The sequence below is a fragment of the Xanthomonas vasicola pv. musacearum NCPPB 4379 genome, assembly GCF_000277895.2.
GTDB classification, from domain to species: domain Bacteria; phylum Pseudomonadota; class Gammaproteobacteria; order Xanthomonadales; family Xanthomonadaceae; genus Xanthomonas; species Xanthomonas vasicola.
This window is the reverse complement of sequence record NZ_CP034655.1, coordinates 3,010,274-3,028,327: the sequence shown is the minus strand read 5'-3', so window position 1 is coordinate 3,028,327 and position 18,054 is coordinate 3,010,274. Positions and strand designations below refer to the sequence as shown.

The 18,054-nt window shown below is 61.8% G+C and carries 19 protein-coding genes; 10 read left to right on the top strand and 9 right to left on the bottom strand.

Annotated elements, in window-relative coordinates; all coding sequences use genetic code 11:
• Positions 1–83: 83 nt before the first annotated feature.
• The 7 genes from KWO_RS14085 to KWO_RS14055 form a co-directional block, all read right to left on the bottom strand.
• A complete protein-coding gene (locus KWO_RS14085; RefSeq protein ID WP_010366424.1) occupies positions 84–506 on the bottom strand; it encodes a hypothetical protein in 423 nt (140 codons plus the stop codon).
• Between the two features lie 370 nt (positions 507–876).
• On the bottom strand, positions 877–1,407 hold the full coding sequence (locus KWO_RS14080; RefSeq protein ID WP_017112801.1) for a DUF2884 family protein: 531 nt from the start codon (positions 1,405–1,407) through the stop codon (positions 877–879).
• A gap of 31 nt (positions 1,408–1,438) precedes the next feature.
• Positions 1,439–2,257 carry a DUF4097 family beta strand repeat-containing protein gene (locus KWO_RS14075; protein ID WP_010366428.1) on the bottom strand — a complete coding sequence of 273 codons (819 nt, stop codon included), beginning with the start codon at positions 2,255–2,257 and terminating at the stop codon, positions 1,439–1,441.
• A gap of 10 nt (positions 2,258–2,267) precedes the next feature.
• Positions 2,268–3,254: a hypothetical protein gene (locus KWO_RS14070; protein WP_010380184.1), complete on the bottom strand. Its 987-nt coding sequence runs from the start codon at positions 3,252–3,254 to the stop codon at positions 2,268–2,270.
• A complete protein-coding gene (locus KWO_RS14065; protein WP_010366431.1) occupies positions 3,251–4,126 on the bottom strand; it encodes an ABC transporter ATP-binding protein in 876 nt (291 codons plus the stop codon). Before KWO_RS14065 ends, KWO_RS14070 begins: the two co-directional genes overlap by 4 nt.
• Positions 4,123–4,485, bottom strand: a complete 363-nt coding sequence (locus KWO_RS14060) for a GntR family transcriptional regulator (RefSeq protein WP_003483692.1) — start codon at positions 4,483–4,485, stop codon at positions 4,123–4,125. Before KWO_RS14060 ends, KWO_RS14065 begins: the two co-directional genes overlap by 4 nt.
• Positions 4,486–4,487: 2 nt before the next feature.
• Complete coding sequence (locus KWO_RS14055) at positions 4,488–4,736, bottom strand: hypothetical protein (RefSeq protein ID WP_010366438.1); 249 nt, start codon at positions 4,734–4,736, stop codon at positions 4,488–4,490.
• Positions 4,737–4,870: 134 nt separating this feature from the next.
• Here KWO_RS14055 and KWO_RS14050 point away from each other — a divergent pair, with 134 nt between their 5' ends.
• From KWO_RS14050 to KWO_RS14030, 5 genes are all read left to right on the top strand, one after another.
• A complete protein-coding gene (locus tag KWO_RS14050) occupies positions 4,871–5,428 on the top strand; it encodes a glutathione peroxidase (RefSeq protein ID WP_010366443.1) in 558 nt (185 codons plus the stop codon).
• A gap of 128 nt (positions 5,429–5,556) precedes the next feature.
• Positions 5,557–6,489: an FKBP-type peptidyl-prolyl cis-trans isomerase gene (locus KWO_RS14045; protein ID WP_309546591.1), complete on the top strand. Its 933-nt coding sequence runs from the start codon at positions 5,557–5,559 to the stop codon at positions 6,487–6,489.
• A 24-nt stretch (positions 6,490–6,513) separates the two neighbouring features.
• On the top strand, positions 6,514–7,863 hold the full coding sequence (locus KWO_RS14040) for a UDP-glucose dehydrogenase family protein (RefSeq protein ID WP_010380180.1): 1,350 nt from the start codon (positions 6,514–6,516) through the stop codon (positions 7,861–7,863).
• Positions 7,856–8,092: a SlyX family protein gene (locus KWO_RS14035; RefSeq protein WP_010380178.1), complete on the top strand. Its 237-nt coding sequence runs from the start codon at positions 7,856–7,858 to the stop codon at positions 8,090–8,092. The genes KWO_RS14040 and KWO_RS14035 overlap by 8 nt, the downstream gene beginning before the upstream one ends.
• An 18-nt stretch (positions 8,093–8,110) precedes the next feature.
• Entirely contained in the window at positions 8,111–8,845 is a 735-nt protein-coding gene (locus KWO_RS14030; protein WP_039441188.1) for a DUF2058 domain-containing protein, read from the top strand.
• Between the two features lie 109 nt (positions 8,846–8,954).
• Here the strand turns inward: KWO_RS14030 and KWO_RS23045 are convergent, their stop codons facing one another.
• Complete coding sequence (locus tag KWO_RS23045; protein ID WP_157795336.1) at positions 8,955–9,092, bottom strand: hypothetical protein; 138 nt, start codon at positions 9,090–9,092, stop codon at positions 8,955–8,957.
• A 93-nt stretch (positions 9,093–9,185) separates the two neighbouring features.
• On the opposite strand from KWO_RS23045, the gene KWO_RS14025 reads away from it, so the two are divergent.
• The 5 genes from KWO_RS14025 (at position 9,186) to KWO_RS14005 (ending at position 14,854) form a co-directional block, all read left to right on the top strand.
• Positions 9,186–10,031, top strand: a complete 846-nt coding sequence (locus tag KWO_RS14025; RefSeq protein WP_162832876.1) for a transporter — start codon at positions 9,186–9,188, stop codon at positions 10,029–10,031.
• Between the two features lie 138 nt (positions 10,032–10,169).
• Positions 10,170–11,345: a LacI family DNA-binding transcriptional regulator gene (locus KWO_RS14020; protein ID WP_026112518.1), complete on the top strand. Its 1,176-nt coding sequence runs from the start codon at positions 10,170–10,172 to the stop codon at positions 11,343–11,345.
• A 13-nt stretch (positions 11,346–11,358) separates the two neighbouring features.
• Positions 11,359–12,669: an L-fucose:H+ symporter permease gene (gene fucP, locus KWO_RS14015; RefSeq protein ID WP_010380171.1), complete on the top strand. Its 1,311-nt coding sequence runs from the start codon at positions 11,359–11,361 to the stop codon at positions 12,667–12,669.
• On the top strand, positions 12,666–13,652 hold the full coding sequence (locus KWO_RS14010) for a carbohydrate kinase family protein (RefSeq protein ID WP_010366458.1): 987 nt from the start codon (positions 12,666–12,668) through the stop codon (positions 13,650–13,652). The genes fucP and KWO_RS14010 overlap by 4 nt, the downstream gene beginning before the upstream one ends.
• Complete coding sequence (locus KWO_RS14005; protein WP_010380168.1) at positions 13,649–14,854, top strand: AGE family epimerase/isomerase; 1,206 nt, start codon at positions 13,649–13,651, stop codon at positions 14,852–14,854. The genes KWO_RS14010 and KWO_RS14005 overlap by 4 nt, the downstream gene beginning before the upstream one ends.
• Positions 14,855–15,283: 429 nt before the next feature.
• Here the strand turns inward: KWO_RS14005 and metH are convergent, their stop codons facing one another.
• Positions 15,284–18,052: a methionine synthase gene (metH, locus tag KWO_RS14000; RefSeq protein WP_227479801.1), complete on the bottom strand. Its 2,769-nt coding sequence runs from the start codon at positions 18,050–18,052 to the stop codon at positions 15,284–15,286.
• Positions 18,053–18,054: the final 2 nt, after the last annotated feature.

The window sequence follows — 18,054 nt, the reverse complement described above, 5'->3', positions numbered from 1 at the left end:
CATCGATGACGCCCTGTCGTGCGCAACCGCGCTCCTAAGCGGCCTTGCGCGAATCCGCGATTTTCGCGCTGCTTCGCTACTACTCAGTGACGCTCGGCCTGCACGTTACCAAAACTCTCGCGATATGGCTGCAGCGACGGAATTTCATCCAGCAACTCGCCACTGAGCTTCTGGATTTCCGGCGTGGCGGTCAGCTTGATCGACTTGTAATCCGGATCCGGTCCAGCATCGTTGACCGCCTGCTGACGCAACATCTGCAGGTGGCCGAACAGCAGTTGCAACTTGGCGCGCGTCGGCTCCTTCTGGGGCAGCGCGATGTCGTCGATCTTGAGCGTGCCGTCGGGGGTGATTTCAGCGTTGGCAGCCGGCGGACGGCGGATCATTACCGATTGCGTGGTGATCGCAACGCGCGGCTTGCCGCGTTCGGCGCGGCGGGACGATTGGTCGCCACAGGCGGCGAGCGTGCACAGCAGCAGCGCCATGCAGAGCATCACGAACTTGTTCATGGGGTCGATGGAGTGAGGGATAGCACACTAGTGTAATCCCGCTCCGGTCTGCGGATTGGCTAAGTGCCAGCGGAGTGCGCGCCAAAATGTCGCAGGGCGTTGCCCGCTTGGTTGCCATGTATGCAGTCTCGCGCCGCTGCGCTTCCCGGCGATCACGGTCGAGTGTCGACGATTGATCAGCAGCTGCGCAGGCCCTAGTTCACACGCAGCCACCGAACCGCCGTGTTTGGAGCGGCTTCCAAACCGTAGCGAGCAGTCGCAGCTTTGCGTGGACAGCGCGCTCGTAGAGGCAGTGTACGAGCGGTCTACGCCGCACCGGACACCCGGCCGCGCCCGCCTGACGGTGAGCGCAGTCGTATTGCTAACTGCTCTACTTACGGCAGTCGTCGATGTCGTGCTGCGTCAGGCTCGAATACGGCGCAAATGCCGGCACAAGTTGCGCAGCTGCATCCTGTGCAGTACGCAAGCTGGCCAACTGATCGCAGATCTGCATGGCACTGTTCTTGAAGGTATCGGCTTGGGCTTGGATCTTGTCGCCGATCTGATCGGAGTTGCCGCTAAGCACGCCCTTGATTGCTTCGCCCGCCGCATGTGCGCCAAATGCCGCGCCCTGGGTGCCGATATCGATGCCCTTCTTGGCCACGCCCTGCACCTGCGCGTAGTAATCGCGCATGGCCTTATGCTGCGCCTCGTTCAAATCCACCGGCTTGCCGTCGATGCTGAGCGCGCCATCTACACTGATCGTGGCCGCGGGCAGGCCATCGCGTTTGAGCGTCAAGCTCTTGCCATTGAAGGTCACGCCGGCACTGTTGGCCTGGCCGGAGACGTTGACGGTGGGTTCGGACTTACCGCAGCCCACCAGCAACACGCTCATCACTACCGCTGAAACAAGTAATTTCATCAGCAATTCCCCCGAAATCTGAAAAGAGTCGTCATTTGTCTGCCGGCACCCGCGTGCTGCCGGTGACATCGCTTACATTGATATCGCCGCTGCCTTTGCGCGCCACGCTCAGATCACCGCGCACCTTGCGCACAGTCAGCGTGCCGGAAGCGACCGACTCCACGCTGACGTTGCCTTGCACATCGCGGATATCGACATCGCCCGAGCCGATCGTGCCGAGCTTGACGTTGCCTGCGACACCGTGCAGCTCGACCTCGCCAGACTGCACTTTCGCCACCTCTGCCGCGCCGTGCACCTCACGCGCCTTGAGATCGCCGGAGCCCACTGCCAACACGCGCAGTGCGCCCAGATCTTCCAGCTCGACATCGCCGGAGCCGACCTTGGCGGTCACGCGGCCCTTGGTGTGACGCATCGTCATCTCGCCGGAGCCCACGTCGGCGCTCACTGCAGCGGCCCCGTTGATCTGCGCATCGCCGGAACCCACGTCGAATTGCACCAGCATCGTGTTGGGCACGCTGCCGCGCAGATCCAGGTAGGAATAGCTGTTACCGAAGGAAAACCGGCGGTCATCCTTCAAGGTCACCACCAGCTTGTCACCGACGCGCTTCTGGGTGACGGTCAGGCTCTTGAGCAACTCCGCCCTGGCAGCACAGGCGCGCCCGCTCAGTTTTCCGTTGCTGCTCGCTGACGCGTCCAGATGCAGGTCGTTGGAGGCGACCTCGAACAGCACCGACTTCACGCCGGTCAGCTGCAAGTCCAGGCTACGCGGTTCGGAGACTTTGCACTGCTCCTCTGCCGCTGCGGCAAAGGGCAGTGCGAACAAAATGGCCAAGCTCAAGGTCAGGCGCATGGGATGTCCCTCAGGCTTCGGCGCGCCGACGGCGCAGGTAGATGGAAGCGGCGATCAAGGCGATGCCAATGGCTGCGCCAATCCAGATGTCCGGGCTGCCATAAACGAGCGTGCTGTTGGTGTGCTGCAGCGCCCACTGCACCAAGTCGCTGGGGTTTTGCAGCGTGCTGCTGTCCAGAGTGCCGCTGACGGCAAGTGGCGACCAGGTGCCGGGCAGGGCGCTGAGCAGGCCGCGGTAGCCGACGATGTACCAGATCCAGCCGATCGGCAGCGACACGCCCGGCATCGCCGAAAGAATGCTCAGCATCACGCAGGCCAGTAATGGAAACAGCACCGCCCACAGGAACGGCTTGCTGTTGGCCCAGGCCGAGCAGAACATCAGCCAGCCCACGGTCGGCAGTGCCCACAACAGGCTCATCGGCACGGTTTTCAGCAATAGCCACAGCAGCGAGAACGGGTGCGAATGGGTTGCCAATGCCCAAGGGCTGGGCACGCCGGCAATCAAAGCGCCCACGATGGCGATCAACCACAGTGCCAAGCCGACTGCCGCACCAATCACGATGGAGATCAGCGGCGCCAGCAGTAATGCCCAGGCGGCTTTTGACAACACCGTCTGCAGGTCGGACACCGGCAAGGATTTCCAGAACAGCACGCTGCGGTCGCGGCGGTCGTCGTACAGGCTGCCGAGTGCGTAGAAAAACACCACGAATGCGAGCACCACCGAGGCGATGCCGATGCCGCCCAGTAACAGGCCGTCGCCAACCTGGCCCAGCGTGCGCGTGTATTCGGCCAGATCGTCCATGTTGATGCTGTCGCCGACCATGTTGCGGCGTGCACTGATTGCACCGATCACCGCGCCCAGCAGCGCGAAGAACACCGCGATGCCACCGGTGATGAATTGGGCCCACACGAAGCCGCCACGGTGCTCCCAGTACTCGCGTTTGAGCAGCCAGGCGAAGGTGCGTGCGGGTGAAGCTTGGTTAGTCACTGCATTCATGCGTAGGTCCCCTTCATGACCGCAACGAACAGGTCGGCTAGGCCGGGATTGCGGGTTTCGCCGAAACGGGCGAGCTGCGCTTTCGGCGCGCCATCGAACAACATCACGGTCTTGCCGAACGGCAGGCTGCGCTCGTCGACCGGCTTCAAGCCGCGCGCTGCATCCAGATGGTCGGCACCGACCAACACCTCGGTATAGCGCTCGGAGACGCTTTCCATATCGGCGGTGAGCACGATGCGGCCGTCGCGGATGAACATCACATCGGTGAGGATGTGTTCGATCTCTTCGACCTGATGCGTGGTGACGATGATGGTCTTTTGCTCATCGAAGTAATCCTCCAGCAGGCGCTGGTAGAACTGCTTGCGGTAGAGGATGTCCAGGCCCAGGGTCGGTTCGTCCAGCACCAGGATGCGTGCGTCGATTGCCATCACCAGCGCCAGATGCAGCTGCACGATCATGCCCTTGGACAATTCGCGCACCCGCGATTTGCGGTTGAGCTGGGTGTTGGCCAGGAAGCGCTCGCACTTGGCGCGGTCGAAGCGCGGATGCACGCCGGCGACGAAATCGATCGCTTCGCCAACCCGCAGCCAGCGCGGCAGCACCGCGACGTCGGCGATAAAGCAGACCTCATTCATCAGCGCGTTGCGCTGGGTCCGCGGATCCATGCCCAACACGCGCAACTCGCCATCGAAATCGGTCAGCCCCAACACCGCCTTGAGCGCGGTGGTCTTGCCGGCACCGTTGGGGCCGATCAGGCCGATGATGCGGCCGGCGTCGATGGTGAAGCTGGTGTTGTCCAGCGCGAGCCGATGCTTGTAAGCCTTGCGCAGGCCACGTGCGTCGACCACATGGTCGGAGGAGACGGCGGTCATGGTGTTTTTCCCTGTGGCAACAGATCGTCAATGGATAGTCCCAGGCGCTGGATCCTTTCCAGCACCGCGGGCCATTCTTCATTCAAGAAACGCTCGCGTTCGCTGCCACGCAGTTTCTGTGCGGCTTCCGGGGTCATGAACATGCCCAGGCCGCGGCGTTTCTCCACCAGGTTCTCGTCGGCCAGTTCTTGATAGGCGCGCGAGACGGTGATGGGGTTGAGTTGGTAGTCGGCGGCCACCTGGCGTACCGAGGGCAGTGCATCGCCGGGCTTTAAGATTCCATCGAGCATCATGGCAATTACCCGTTCCTTGAGTTGGCGGTAGATGGGAGCGCCGTCGCTCCACTGAATGTCATTCATGATCAGCTCCGTGGGCGCAGGGCTTGCGCGAAGGAGAAATAGGGCATCGACAGCGAAGCGCGCACATGCTGGCCAGGCCGCGAACGCGCTTCGGGGGGAGTTGTCGCGTTTTCCGTAACCGCCTCCGAGGCGCCATAATCAGCGCCAGACTCCGTCACCTGACTGGAAGCGGCTCCCAGGCAACCAATAGCAAACAGGGTGCTGCCGAACAGCAACAGCGGAACTGGTCGCGTGAAGCGTGTGCTGTTCATGCTTTCCCCCTGCGTTGGATGACTGGTGTTGTATTCAACTATAACACCGACACGGAGGCAGTCAACTGTTTGTCATACCCAACTGATGGCACCTCCTCACAGGTGCGCCGCCCCAACTCTCCAAGGCATTGCTCATGTTGCTCAATCGTCTACTAGCTATTGTATTGACTGGCTTTTTTGCAACCTCGGCGCTTGCCGCTGGCACTCCAGTGCTGGATGTCGACTACCGGCCGCTGGCCGGCAAGGCGCCAATCAACCTGAACCGTACCTACGGCGGCAAGGTCGTCATGGTGGTCAACACGGCCAGCAAGTGCGGCTTCACCCCGCAATACGAAGGCCTGGAAGCGCTCAATCAGCGTTTCGGCAGCCGCGGCTTCACCGTGCTGGGCTTTCCGTCGAACGATTTCCAGGGCCAGGAACCCGGATCTGAGAAACAGATCCAGGAATTCTGCACGCTGACCTATGGCGTCAAGTTCCCGATGTTTGAGAAGGTGCATGTGCTGGGTGCGCAGGCAACGCCGCTGTATCAGCGCTTGACCCAGGTCACCGGCGTGGCGCCGGGCTGGAACTTCCATAAGTACCTGATTAGTCGCGATGGTCGCGTGGTTGCGCAGTTCCCCAGCAAGATCAAACCGGACGATCCGAGCGTGCTGGCAGCAATCGAACGCGAGCTCAAGGCGCCGTCGCGCTGAGTGCAGCGCTCGCATCGCCGCGCGCGCATGCGACAATACGCATTCAGCGCCATCGGTGGCGTGTCTTTTCACTTTGGGAAGTGCATCGAATGAAGATGGGAAAGCGCGGCGCGGCGGCGTCGTTACTGATGGTGGCAATGTCGGCATCGATGCCGGCGATGTCGCAGCAACCGGCCGCAGCGGCCACCAAGGAGAAGCCAGCTTTGAATGCATCGTCTGAGAAGAGCACGCGCGAGAACGTCAGCTACGCCATCGGTATGGACGTGGCACGTTCGTTCGAGCCGATTGCTCAGGACATCGATGTGAACGCGATGCAACGCGCCATCGAAAATGCATTCAAGGGCGGCAAGCCGTTGTTGTCGGATGAGCAGACTCAGGCCACCGATACCGCATTGCGTACCGCGCTCGCTGCCCGTAACGGCCAGCAGGTGCCTGGCATGGCGCCGGGCGCCGCGCCGGCCGCACCGTCCAAGGAAAATGTTGGCCTGATGCTCGGCGATCGCGCGGTCGGTCCGTCGCTGGCCGGCATCAAGGACGAGATCGATCTGTCGATCCTGATGGAAGCGGTGCGTACCGTGTTCGCCAAGGGCACCACGCGTCTGACCCAGCAGGAAGCGATGGCCACCATGCAGGCATTCGCCTCTGCCAAGCAGGGCGCTGCCGGTGCCAAGAATCGCGAAGAAGGCAACGCCTTCCTTGCCAAGAACAAGACCGAGAAGGGCGTGATCACGACCGCGTCTGGCCTGCAGTACATGGTGTTGCGCCAGGGCAGCGGCGAGCGCCCGATGCGGACCAACAAGGTGCGTGTGAACTACGAGGGCAAGCTGCTCAACGGGCAGGTCTTCGACAGTTCCTACCAGCGCGGCCAGCCGGCCGAATTTGGTCTGGATCAAGTCATTCCCGGTTGGACCGAAGGCGTTGCGTTGATGCCGGTCGGTTCGAAATATCGTTTTTGGATTCCATCCAACCTGGCCTATGGCCCGAACGGCACGCAGGGGGGGCCGATCGGACCTGACGCAACGTTGACGTTCGATGTCGAACTGATGGGTATCCTTCCCTGATCCCCCACAGGAGTACCCCCACCCATGCGAGTTGCGATCTTTGGTACCGGTTATGTTGGTCTTGTCACCGGAACCTGTCTGGCCGAAGTCGGTCATCACGTTATCTGTGTAGATATCGATCAGGCGAAAGTTGATGGTCTCAATCGTGGGGTGATTCCCATCTATGAACCCGGCCTGGAGCCGATGGTGAAAGCCAACCACGCCTCTGGCCGGTTGCGCTTCACCACCGATGCTGCCGAGGCGATTGCGCACGGCGAAATCACCTTTATCGCCGTGGGCACGCCGCCGGACGAAGACGGCAGCGCCGACCTGCAGTACGTGCTGGCTGTTGCACGTACGGTCGGTCGCCATATCGATGGGCCCGCGGTTGTGGTGAACAAGTCCACCGTGCCGGTCGGCACCGCCGACAAGGTGCGCGTGGCAATCCAGGAAGAACTGGACGCGCGTGGCGTGGACCATGAATTCGACGTGGTTTCCAACCCTGAGTTTCTCAAGGAAGGCGACGCGGTAGCCGACTGCATGCGTCCTGATCGCATCGTGATCGGTGCCAAGAAGCCGGCGGCCATTGCGCGGATGCGGCGTCTGTATGCACCGTTCAATCGCAACCGCGATCGGATTGTGGAAATGGACGTGCGTTCGGCCGAGCTGACCAAGTACGCGGCGAACGCGATGCTGGCGACCAAGATCAGTTTCATGAACGAGATCGCCAATATTGCCGAGCGTGTCGGTGCGGACGTCGAGCACGTGCGGAACGGCATTGGTTCGGATCCGCGGATCGGCTGGCACTTCATCTATCCCGGAGCTGGTTACGGCGGCTCGTGCTTCCCGAAGGACGTGCAGGCACTGGCCAAGACGGCCGAGCAGTACGGCATGCAGCCGACCCTGCTCAACGCAGTGGAAAGCGTCAACAACGCGCAAAAGGGTCATCTGTTCGAACTGGTGCAGCGTCATTACGGCACCGAAGGCACTGGCAGCGTGGCCGGCAAGACGTTTGCGGTGTGGGGCCTGGCGTTCAAGCCCAACACCGACGACATGCGTGCCGCGTCCAGCCGCCGCTTGATGGAGCAGTTGTGGGAAGCAGGTGCAACCGTGCGTGCCTACGATCCGGAAGCCACCCATGAAGCCAAGCGCATCTTCGGCGAGCGCGACGATCTGACCTTCTGCGAGGATGCTTTCTCCGCACTGGAAGGCGCCGATGCACTGGTCGTGGTCACCGAGTGGAAGCAGTTCCGCAGCCCGGACTTGGGCAAGATCAAGCAGGCCTTGAAGGACGACGTCGTGTTCGACGGTCGCAACCTGTACGACCCGCAGGAAATCGAAGCCGCAGGTCTGGCGTACTACGCCATCGGACGAGGCCGTTCGTTGCATGCATGAGCAACTCTCGCCGCGCGACCAGGCACTGGAAGCGCGGTTGGTTGAACTGGAAACGCGCCTTTCCTTTCAGGAGCAGGCGCTCAACGAACTGAGTGAAGCACTTGCGGACGCCCGTTTGACGGGCGCCCGCAATGCCGAACTGATCCGCCACCTGCTCGAGGATTTGGGCAAGGTGCGCTCCACGTTGTTTGCCGATGCAGCGGACGAACCGCCGCCTCCGCACTATTGATTGCAGATTGCCACCGCCATGAGTGATACATTACGTGACCAGTTGCTTGGGTTGGGCTTCAAGTCCGCGCCCAAGCCCGAACGCAAACCCGACGCACGGCCTGCCGCGCGTGCGCATGGCAACGGTGGCAAGCCAGGACCCGGCGGCAATCGGCCGGGCCAGGGCAGGGGACCGCAGCGGCCGCATGCCGCTGCGGCGGCCGACGGCAATGGCGAGCGCAAACCCAATGGCAGGCCCAAGCCTCGGCATGACGGCAAGCCCGGCGTAGCGCCGCGCCCGCAGCATGCCGCTGCAGACCGTCGTGGCCCCAGGCCGGCACGCACCCGCGAAGATATCGATCTGGCCAAGGCCTATGCGATCCGTGCGCAGCGCGAGAAAGACGAGCGCATCGAAGCCGAGCGAGTGAAGCAGGAAGAAGCACGCCTGCGTCGCGAAGCCAAGGCAAAGCTCGAAGAGCTGGTGAAGGACAAAGGTTTGAACGATGCCGCTGCGGATATCGCCCGGCACTTTCCGTATGGCGGCAAGATCAAGCGTATTTACGTTAACGCCGATCAACTCAAGGCGCTCAACGCCGGCGAGCTGGGCGTGCTGCAACTCAACGGGCGCTATGTGCTGGTAACTGCCGAGGTACTCGCCGAAGCCGAAACGGTGTTCGCCCCATCGGTCGCCTTGAAAGTGGACCCGAACGCACCGGCGGGAGACGACCCGTACGCAGACCCCAAATATCAGGTTCCTGACGACTTGGTCTGGTAAGACTGCACTACATTGAGTGTGTTGTGAGTGGGCGCCTGCGGGTGCCCATTTTTGTTTGCGTGTCACCGAAAGTCAGAAGGGGCGCAACAGAGCAGCGTCATCACGTGCATCAATTTGTCGGGCGCAGCACGCGTGCGGTGTTGTCGAGCAGGGTTTCCCCTTGAATGTCATCAAGGCGCACCACAGCCGGTAACCCGCGAAAAAAAGGGAAAACAATAGACAAGGGGCCGCTATACAAGCCGGTCACGGCCAGCGCGGCACCATGCGTGCCTCTGCTGGTCGATGCAGGCAGGATTATCTTGCTGTGGCGTCGCCCCTTCTTGCTTGCTCCGTCCTGCCAATGGTGCTGCGTATGTCCATATCGTCGAAATCCTTGAACTCCCATGTCGATGGATTTTTGGAAGCTCGTGCACTTAGTGGCATGCGTGTGCAGGCGACAGGCCGAACGGTCTCGACCGCTGTAGCGCTCGCATTGTGTCTGGCTAGCGGCCACGTCGCGGCACAGGCAGACGATGCACCGGCATTCGATCGCCCGGGTATTCCCTTCTCGGCGGAGGTATTGCAGCCAGGTGGGTTCGCCTGGGAACAGGGCTTGCCGGATGCGAGTACCGATCGCAGCGACGGGCAGCGCACCACCCAATACACCGCCGATACGCTGCTGCGGCTGGGGCTGTTCCAGAACGTCGAGTTGCAGCTCGGGAGCGACAGCTACAACTGGCAGCATGGCGGCGGCGCGCGGGTGCGTGGTGGTGGCGACAGCAGTATTGGCTTGAAGTTGGTCTTGCCGTCGCGCTCGGACAGTTTCCATTGGGCTGCGCTGGGCACCTATAGCGTGCCGACCGGCAGCCCGGCCTTTAGCGAGGGCTATTCGCGCGAACTCGGTGTGACCGCGTCCTGGGACCTACCGGAGCAACGCGCTATCGCGATGTACGTCAATTACGCGCGCGACGATGAGGGCCACACCTGGACCTTCGCGCCCAATTACACGTTTTTTTCCGGCGATCATTTCAGCAGCTACGTGGAAGCGGGGTTCGATACCGGCAGCGAGCATTCGCGCGTGGCTGGCGCCGGCGGCGCCTGGCAGCTGCCGCACGCGATGCAGCTGGACGTGTCAGTATTGCGCGGCCTGACGTCGGAGAGCCCGGATTGGCAGGGCGGAATCGGGGTGTCGATCGCGTTCGAATGAGCGCGAGGAAGCTGTGGCAGCCGGTCACTGGTCGAGTCGAGTTTGACGTTGGTGTTCCTGCGGTTGCTCGATTGTCTATGTTGCACTGCCGCATGCATTGATTGCGCAGAAAAGGCCTAATTGGATCGATCCAATTTGATGCCAATGCATGCGCATTTCTTTCACCGCAAGGCTTGCCACATGACGCAAGCCGAGCCAACATCCGAGGCGACTGAGGACATCGACGCGTTACGTGTGCGTCGCGGTGCGGTGACCTTGCGCGATATCGCGGGGGCCATTGGTGTGTCGCGGGCGACAGTGTCGCTGGTGCTGCGCGGTAGCCCGCTGGTGCATGCAAGCACGCGCGCGCGGGTGGAAGCCGAGCTGGATCGGCAGAATTACGTCTACAACCGCGCCGCGGCGAATTTGCGCCAGCGCACCTCGTCCAGCATCGCGTTGGTCATCAATGATTTGTCCAACCCCTTTTTTGCCGAATTCGCTGCCGGTGTCGACGAGGCATTGGGCGCGGCGGGTTATGTGACCTTGCTCGGCAGCACTGGCGAATCCACGCAGCGTCAGCAGGCCGTGCTGACCTCGCTGATGGAGCACACACCGGCGGGCATCATCCTATCGCCAGCCGAAGGTAGCCAGGCGCAGGCACTCGGCCAGGTACTCGGCCGCCAACGTAACGTGGTGCTGTTCAACCGCGAGGTAGAAGGGGCGCAGTGGGATCTGCTGGCGTTGGACAATGCGCAGGGCGCGTTTCTGGCGTGCACGCATCTGATCGCGCAAGGGCATCGGCGCATTGTGTTTTTTGGTGGGCATGCTGCATCTAGCTCCTGCCGCCAGCGCCGCGCCGGCTACGCGCGGGCGATGCAAGAAGCGGGCTTGGAAACCCACTACGTCGAGTCGGCCCCCAATCGCCAGGACGCTGCACTGTGTGGCGTGCGCTTGCTAAGCAGTGAAGCGCACTCGGCGACTGCTGCGGTCTGCTACAACGATAGCGTTGCGCTGGGCTTGATGGCCGCGTTGGCGATGCAGGACATCGTGCCGGGCCGCGACTTTGCGGTGACCGGTTTCGACGACATCGCCGAAGCAGCGTTGTTCACGCCTGCATTGACCACGTTGGCCGCAGATCCGCGTGCGCGTGGCAGACAGGCTGCGCAACTGGTATTGCAGCGGATCGGCAGCCCCGAACTCGCCGCGCAGCAGTTGACCGCAGCAGTCGCCCTAAAAATTCGCGCAAGCAGCGCCTGCGCGCCAGCAGCGCAGATGTCATCACCTCCCCCAAGCGGTCCATCCGCCCATTCCCCCACCAAGGCCTCAGGCCGCTGACCAGGCAACTCCTATGGTTTCCCTTTCCACGCAATCCTCCGTGTCCAGCGGCAACAAGGCGCCCGTCAATAACGGCGTCGCGTTGTCGGTGGTGACCACGATCTTCTTCATGTGGGGTTTTCTCACCTGCCTCAACGACATCCTGATTCCGCACTTGAAAGCGGTGTTCGAGCTCAACTTCGCGCAGGCGATGCTGGTGCAATTCACCTTCTTCGGTGCGTACTTCCTGATGTCGCTGCCGGCCGGTTGGTTGGTAAATCGCTTGGGCTACAAGCAGGGCATCGTGGCCGGGTTGGCAGTGGCGGCGGTGGGCGCGCTGGGCTTCTGGCCGGCGGCGGAATTGCGCGTGTACGGTGCTTTCCTCGGTGCACTGTTTGTGCTGGCCACCGGCATCACCATCTTGCAGGTCGCTGCGAATCCCTACGTCGCCTTGCTGGGTCCAGAGCGCAGTGCTTCCAGCCGTTTGACGCTGGCGCAGGCGTTGAACTCGCTCGGCACCGCAATCGCGCCGCTGATGGGTGGCTGGTTGATCCTGTCCAACACGGTGATGAGTGGCGATCAGCTCAAGGCGTTGCCGGAAGCCGAGCAACTTGCGTATCGCGTGCAGGAAGCGCAAGCCGTGCAAGGCCCGTACATCGGGCTGGGCATCGTGTTGTTCCTGCTGGCGATCTTCGTGTTTCTGTTTCGTCTGCCGGCATTGACCGATGCAAGCGCACAGAAGGACGAGAGCAAGCATTCCTTGCTTGATGCCTTGCGTCATCCCCACGTGCGCTTCGGTGTGCTGGCGATCTTTTTCTATGTCGGCGCAGAAGTGGCGATCGGCAGCCTGATGGTCAATTACTTCTCGCTGCCGCAGATCGGCGGTTTCACCGAGCGTGAGGCGACCAAGTATGTGTCGGCCTACTGGACGCTGGCGATGATCGGCCGCTTCATTGGCTCGGCACTGCTGGCTAAATTGTCGCCGCGCGTATTGTTGTCGGTGTTCGCTGCGATCAATGCGGTATTGCTGGGGTTGACCATGGCCAGCGGCGGCATGCTGGCGGTGTATGCGCTGGTGGCGATCGGCCTGTTCAATTCGATCATGTTCCCGACTATCTTCACCCTGGGCATCGAGCGGCTGGGTCCGTTGACCGGTCGCGCGTCGAGCCTGTTGATCATGGCCATTGTCGGCGGCGCCATCGTGCCGTATCTGCAAGGACTGCTCGCAGACAGCATTGGCTTGCATGAGTCGTTCGTGCTGCCCCTGCTGTGCTACCTGTACATCGTGTTCTACGGTATCTGGGGCTCGCGTTTGCGCGGCGCACTGGCGGAGGCACGCGCATGAGTGCGAGCAAGCATCAGGTGGTGTGTTTCGGCGAAGCGTTGATCGATATGCTGGCGTTGCCGCAGGCCAGCCCGGACGAAGCGCGGACCTTCGCGCAATATGCCGGCGGTGCGCCGGCCAACGTCGCCGTTGCGGTGGCGCGCTTGGGTGGCGCTGCACATTTCGTCGGCATGCTCGGGCGCGACATGTTCGGCGATTTCTTGCTGCAGAGCTTGCAGCAGTCTGGCGTGGTGACTGATGGCATTGTGCGCACCGATCAAGCCAAGACTGCGTTGGCCTTCGTTGCACTGGACGAAGCGGGTGAGCGCAGTTTCAGTTTCTACCGTCCGCCGGCAGCAGACCTGTTGTTCCGCCCCGAGCACTTCGCTGCGGATGGGTTTACCCAAACCGCGGTATTGCATGTGTGTTCGAACAGCATGACCGAGCCGGAGATTGCGCAATGCACGCTCGACGGCATGCGCCGTGCGCGCGCCGATGGCGCCATCGTCAGCCTGGATCTCAATCTGCGGCCGATGCTGTGGCCGCAGGATGTCGACCCGGCGCCATTGCTGTGGGAGGCGCTGGCGCTAGCCGATGTGGTCAAGCTCTCGCGCGAAGAACTCGACTATCTGGCGGGGACGCTCGATAGCGATGCCAGTGCGGTGACGCAAAAGCTGTGGCAGGGCAAGGCCAGTTGGTTGCTGGTCACCGATGGTGGCGGTCCGGTGCATTGGCAGACACGTACCGATTCCGGCCAGGTACCGGCCTTCCGCGTGCAGGTGCGCGACAGCACCGCTGCCGGCGATGCGTTCGTGGGTGGCCTGCTGTATCAGCTTGCCGTGCGCGCATCTTCGCTGGAGCAGCTATGCGGCGATCCAGCGGCAATCAACGAGGTGATTCGTTTTGCTGCAGCTGTCGGTGCGTTGGCGGTGACACGCAAGGGCGCGTTCGCTGCGATGCCGAGCGTCGATGAGGTCCATTCTTTGATCCAGGAACAATCATGAGCCGTTTGCCTGCAACACCTGCACCCGATTTCCGTTCGGCTGACGTCTTGCGTCAGCACATCGCCGACACCATGGCGTTCTACCATCCGCGCGCGATCGATCCGGCGGGCGGGTTTCTCCAGTACTTCCGCGATGACGGTTCGATCTACGATGCCGGGCATCGGCACCTGGTCAGCAGTACGCGCTTCGTTTTCAACTACGCGATGGCCTACCGCGAGTTTGGCGATGCGGCGTATCTGCAAGCAGTGCGCCACGGGCTGGACTATCTACGCAACGTGCATCGCAACCCGCAAACCGGCGGTTATGCGTGGACGCTGCGCGATGGCGTAGTCGAAGACGACATGAATCACTGCTACGGCGTGGCCTTCGTGCTGCTGGCGTATTCGTGTGGTTTGAAGGCCGGCGTCGATGAGGCGCGTGCGTGGATGGACGAAACCTGGCAGCTGCTGGAAAAGCACTTCTGGGAAGCGGAGTTCGGGCTGTATCGCGACGAAGCCGACGCGCAATTCAACTTCACCAGCTACCGTGGCCAGAACGCCAACATGCATATGTGCGAGGCGATGATCGCCGCGTACGAGGCTAGCGGCGAGCAGCGTTATCTCGATCGCGCACTGGTGCTCGCGGAGAACATGACCAAGCGCCAAGCGGCCAAGGCCGATGGGTTGGTGTGGGAGCATTACGACCTGCAGTGGAATATCGATTGGGAGTACAACCGCGACAATCCCAAGCACTTGTACCGTCCGTGGGGCTTTCAGCCGGGCCATCAGACCGAGTGGGCCAAGTTGCTGATGCTGCTGGATCGCTATGCGCCGGCCGACTGGTTGCTGCCGACCGCGCAGCATCTGTTCGATGTGGCAGTGGAGCGTTCATGGGATGCGCAGCGCGGCGGGCTGTATTACGGCTTCGATCCTGACGGCAAGGTCTGCGACGATGACAAGTATTTCTGGGTGCAGGCCGAGTCGCTGGCTGCCGCTGCATTGCTGGCCCAGCGCAGCGGCGATGATCGTTACTGGCAGTGGTACGACAAGCTATGGGCCTATTCGTGGGCGCATATGATCGACCATCAGTACGGTGCGTGGTATCGCATTCTGGATGCGGACAACCGCAAGTACAGCGATGAGAAAAGCCCGGCGGGTAAGACCGACTACCACACGATGGGCGCGTGCTACGAAGTCTTGAACGTGTTGCGGCCGGCGGCGTGATCCGATGAGGTCGGCGGGGGTGTGCTGACTTTTGAGTCTGGATCGCCGGGTTTTGCCCGGCGATCTGTTTTCAGCATCCTTAATATGTACGCCTATTTGAAAGCTATGTGCGTCGAGTTCGGTCGTAGCGTCGTTCGGATGCAGGCGAAAGCGTGAGTCAGTCGCTTGGGTCAGTTGAGGGCGCGATGCCCTCACCGCTCGCGACACGCCGTAAATCCGTCCGTGGGGCCATGGCGGCATTCATGCCGCCAACTTTCCCGCAATCGGGGCGAGTGCAGTCACTGCACCGGCATCACCGCAATCACCGCACCCGATAGTTGTTGGTAGCTTTACTGAAAGCTATGCACACCAGTCATCTCGACTGGTGCCTGCTTACTCATCGTGTGTCCTGCGATGGTGGGCTTGCAGCCCAGCCGCAGGTAGTCGCTCTTATTCCGGGTCGTAATCCAGATTCGATGCCAGCCAACGCTCGGCCAATGCGAGCGTGATGCCCTTGCGCTTGGCGTAGTCAGCGACCTGTTCCTTGCCCAAACGCCCCATCACGAAATACTGGCTCTTGGGATGGCTGAAGTAATAGCCGGAGACCGCGGCGGTGGGCAGCATCGCGAAGCTTTCGGTCAGCGACATATCGGCGTTGCGCTCGGCATCGAGTAGATCGAATAACGTGCGTTTTTCGCTGTGTTCGCGGCAAGCAGGGTAGCCGGGCGCCGGACGAATGCCGCGATAGCGCTCGGCGATCAAGGCTTCGTTGTCCAAGGTTTCATCGTCGACATAGCCCCAGAATTCGGTACGCACGCGTTGATGCAGGCGCTCGGCCAATGCTTCGGCCAGACGGTCGGCCAACGCTTTGAGCAGGATGGAGTTGTAGTCGTCGTGCGCGGCTTCGAAGCGTTCCACATGCGGGTCGATACCGATGCCGGCAGTGACCGCGAACGCACCGATCCAATCCTGCTTGCCGCTGCTTTTCGGCGCGATGAAATCTGCCAGGCAAAAGTCGGGACGGTCGACAGGCTTGTCGACTTGCTGGCGCAAGAAGTGCAGGGAATGGGGAATGGAGAATCGGGAATGGTCGAGCGCGGAGGCATCGCTTTGCGATTCTCGATTCCCGATTCCCGATTCCGCCGCTTCGGTCAGGACGACGACATCGTCTCCGACACTATTGGCCGGCCATAGCCCGAACACGGCTTTAGCCGTGAGCCACTTTTCATCGACGATGCGCTTGAGCATGCGGCGCGCGTCGCGATAGAGCTCGCTGGCCTGGGTGCCGACGATCTCATCGCTGAGAATCGCGGGGAACTTGCCAGCCAGCTCCCAGGCCTGGAAGAACGGCGTCCAGTCGATGAGGTCGATGAGCTCTTGCAGCGGGTAGTCATCGAATACGTGGATGCCCGGCTGTCGCGGGGTAGGCGGGGTATAGGTCCCCCAATCGCCATCGAAGCGCTGCGCACGCGCTTTTTCCAGTGACACCACGCGCTTGGCATCGCCGCGATTGCGGTGGCGTGCGCGGATTTCCGCGTAGTCGGCATCGTTGGCGGCGACGAAAGCCTGGCGCAGGTCGCGCGAGATCAGCGATTGCGCCACGCCCACCGCACGCGATGCGTCCTTCACCCACACGGTAGGCGCGGTGTAGTGCGGGTCGATCTTCAATGCCGTGTGGGCACGCGAGGTGGTTGCGCCGCCGATCAACAACGGAATCTCGAAGCCCTGCCGCTGCATCTCGCGCGCGACGTGCGACATCTCTTCCAGCGAGGGCGTGATCAGTCCGGAGAGTCCGATCAAGTCCGCGTTTTCTGCGCGCGCACGATCCAGGATGACTTGCGCCGACACCATCACGCCCAGATCCACCACGTCGAAGTTGTTGCAGGCCAATACCACGCCGACGATGTTCTTGCCGATGTCATGCACATCGCCCTTGACGGTGGCCATGATGATCTTGCCGTTGGACTTGCCGACATCGCCGGTGCGCAGTTTTTCCGCTTCGATGTACGGCAGCAGATATGCCACCGCTTTTTTCATCACGCGCGCGGATTTGACTACCTGCGGCAGGAACATCTTGCCGGCACCGAACAGATCGCCGACCACGTTCATGCCGTCCATCAGCGGGCCTTCGATCACGTCCAGCGGGCGTGTGGATTGCTGGCGTGCTTCTTCGGTATCGGTTTCCACAAATGCGTCGATGCCGTGTACCAGCGCATGCGCAAGGCGCGCGCGGACCGGCTTTTCGCGCCAGGCCAGGTCTTCGACTCTCGTCGCGCCTTTGGTGCCCTTGTAGCGCTCGGCGATTTCCAGCAGGCGCTCGGTGCCGTCCTCGCGTCGGTTGAGGATGACGTCTTCCACGCGTTCGCGCAGTTCCGGGTCCAGTTCGTCGTAGATCGGCATGCCGCCGGCGTTGACGATGCCCATGTCCATGCCGGCCTTGATCGCATGGAACAGGAACACCGAGTGGATCGCCTGGCGCACGGTTTCGTTGCCACGGAACGAGAACGACACGTTGGAAACGCCACCGGAAACATGGCAATGCGGCAGCGTGTCCTTGATGATGCGGGTGGCTTCGATGAAGTCCACCGCGTAGTTGTCGTGTTCTTCGATGCCGGTGGCCACGGCAAAGATGTTCGGGTCGAAGATGATGTCTTCCGGCGGGAAACCCACCTGCTCGGTGAGCACCTTGTAGGCGCGCGTGCAAATCTCGACCTTGCGCGCGCAGGTGTCGGCCTGGCCCGCTTCGTCGAACGCCATCACCACCGCGGCGGCACCGTAGCGCAACACCTTGCGCGCGTGTTCGATGAACACCGCTTCGCCTTCCTTGAGCGAGATGGAGTTCACCACGCTCTTGCCTTGTAGACACTTCAATCCGGCTTCGATCACGCTCCACTTGGACGAATCCACCATCACCGGAATGCGCGCGATATCCGGTTCGGACATGATCAGGTTGAGAAAGCGCGTCATCGCCTTTTCCGAATCGATCAGGCCTTCGTCCATGTTGACGTCGAGGATCTGCGCGCCGCTGTCCACTTGCTGACGTGCGACTTCCACCGCTTCCTCGTAGCGCTCTTCCTTGATCAGTTTGCGAAACTGCGCGCTGCCGGTGACGTTGGTGCGCTCGCCGACGTTGACGAACAGCAGGTCAGGCGTGATGACCAGCGGCTCAAGGCCGGACAGGCGGGTGTAGCGGGGAGTGCTCATGCAAAACCCAGGCAGGA

What these genes read in the sequence shown, in the direction of transcription:
- KWO_RS14085 (WP_010366424.1), bottom strand. Translation starts at nt 506, where the DNA reads ATGAACAAGTTCGTGATGCTCTGCATGGCGCTGCTGCTGTGCACGCTC.
- KWO_RS14080 (WP_017112801.1), bottom strand. Translation starts at nt 1,407, where the DNA reads ATGAAATTACTTGTTTCAGCGGTAGTGATGAGCGTGTTGCTGGTGGGC.
- KWO_RS14075 (WP_010366428.1), bottom strand. Translation starts at nt 2,257, where the DNA reads ATGCGCCTGACCTTGAGCTTGGCCATTTTGTTCGCACTGCCCTTTGCC.
- KWO_RS14070 (WP_010380184.1), bottom strand. Translation starts at nt 3,254, where the DNA reads ATGAATGCAGTGACTAACCAAGCTTCACCCGCACGCACCTTCGCCTGG.
- KWO_RS14065 (WP_010366431.1), bottom strand. Translation starts at nt 4,126, where the DNA reads ATGACCGCCGTCTCCTCCGACCATGTGGTCGACGCACGTGGCCTGCGC.
- KWO_RS14060 (WP_003483692.1), bottom strand. Translation starts at nt 4,485, where the DNA reads ATGAATGACATTCAGTGGAGCGACGGCGCTCCCATCTACCGCCAACTC.
- KWO_RS14055 (WP_010366438.1), bottom strand. Translation starts at nt 4,736, where the DNA reads ATGAACAGCACACGCTTCACGCGACCAGTTCCGCTGTTGCTGTTCGGC.
- KWO_RS14050 (WP_010366443.1), top strand. Translation starts at nt 4,871, where the DNA reads ATGTTGCTCAATCGTCTACTAGCTATTGTATTGACTGGCTTTTTTGCA.
- KWO_RS14045 (WP_309546591.1), top strand. Translation starts at nt 5,557, where the DNA reads ATGGTGGCAATGTCGGCATCGATGCCGGCGATGTCGCAGCAACCGGCC.
- KWO_RS14040 (WP_010380180.1), top strand. Translation starts at nt 6,514, where the DNA reads ATGCGAGTTGCGATCTTTGGTACCGGTTATGTTGGTCTTGTCACCGGA.
- KWO_RS14035 (WP_010380178.1), top strand. Translation starts at nt 7,856, where the DNA reads ATGCATGAGCAACTCTCGCCGCGCGACCAGGCACTGGAAGCGCGGTTG.
- KWO_RS14030 (WP_039441188.1), top strand. Translation starts at nt 8,111, where the DNA reads ATGAGTGATACATTACGTGACCAGTTGCTTGGGTTGGGCTTCAAGTCC.
- KWO_RS14025 (WP_162832876.1), top strand. Translation starts at nt 9,186, where the DNA reads ATGGTGCTGCGTATGTCCATATCGTCGAAATCCTTGAACTCCCATGTC.
- KWO_RS14020 (WP_026112518.1), top strand. Translation starts at nt 10,170, where the DNA reads ATGCCAATGCATGCGCATTTCTTTCACCGCAAGGCTTGCCACATGACG.
- fucP (WP_010380171.1), top strand. Translation starts at nt 11,359, where the DNA reads ATGGTTTCCCTTTCCACGCAATCCTCCGTGTCCAGCGGCAACAAGGCG.
- KWO_RS14010 (WP_010366458.1), top strand. Translation starts at nt 12,666, where the DNA reads ATGAGTGCGAGCAAGCATCAGGTGGTGTGTTTCGGCGAAGCGTTGATC.
- KWO_RS14005 (WP_010380168.1), top strand. Translation starts at nt 13,649, where the DNA reads ATGAGCCGTTTGCCTGCAACACCTGCACCCGATTTCCGTTCGGCTGAC.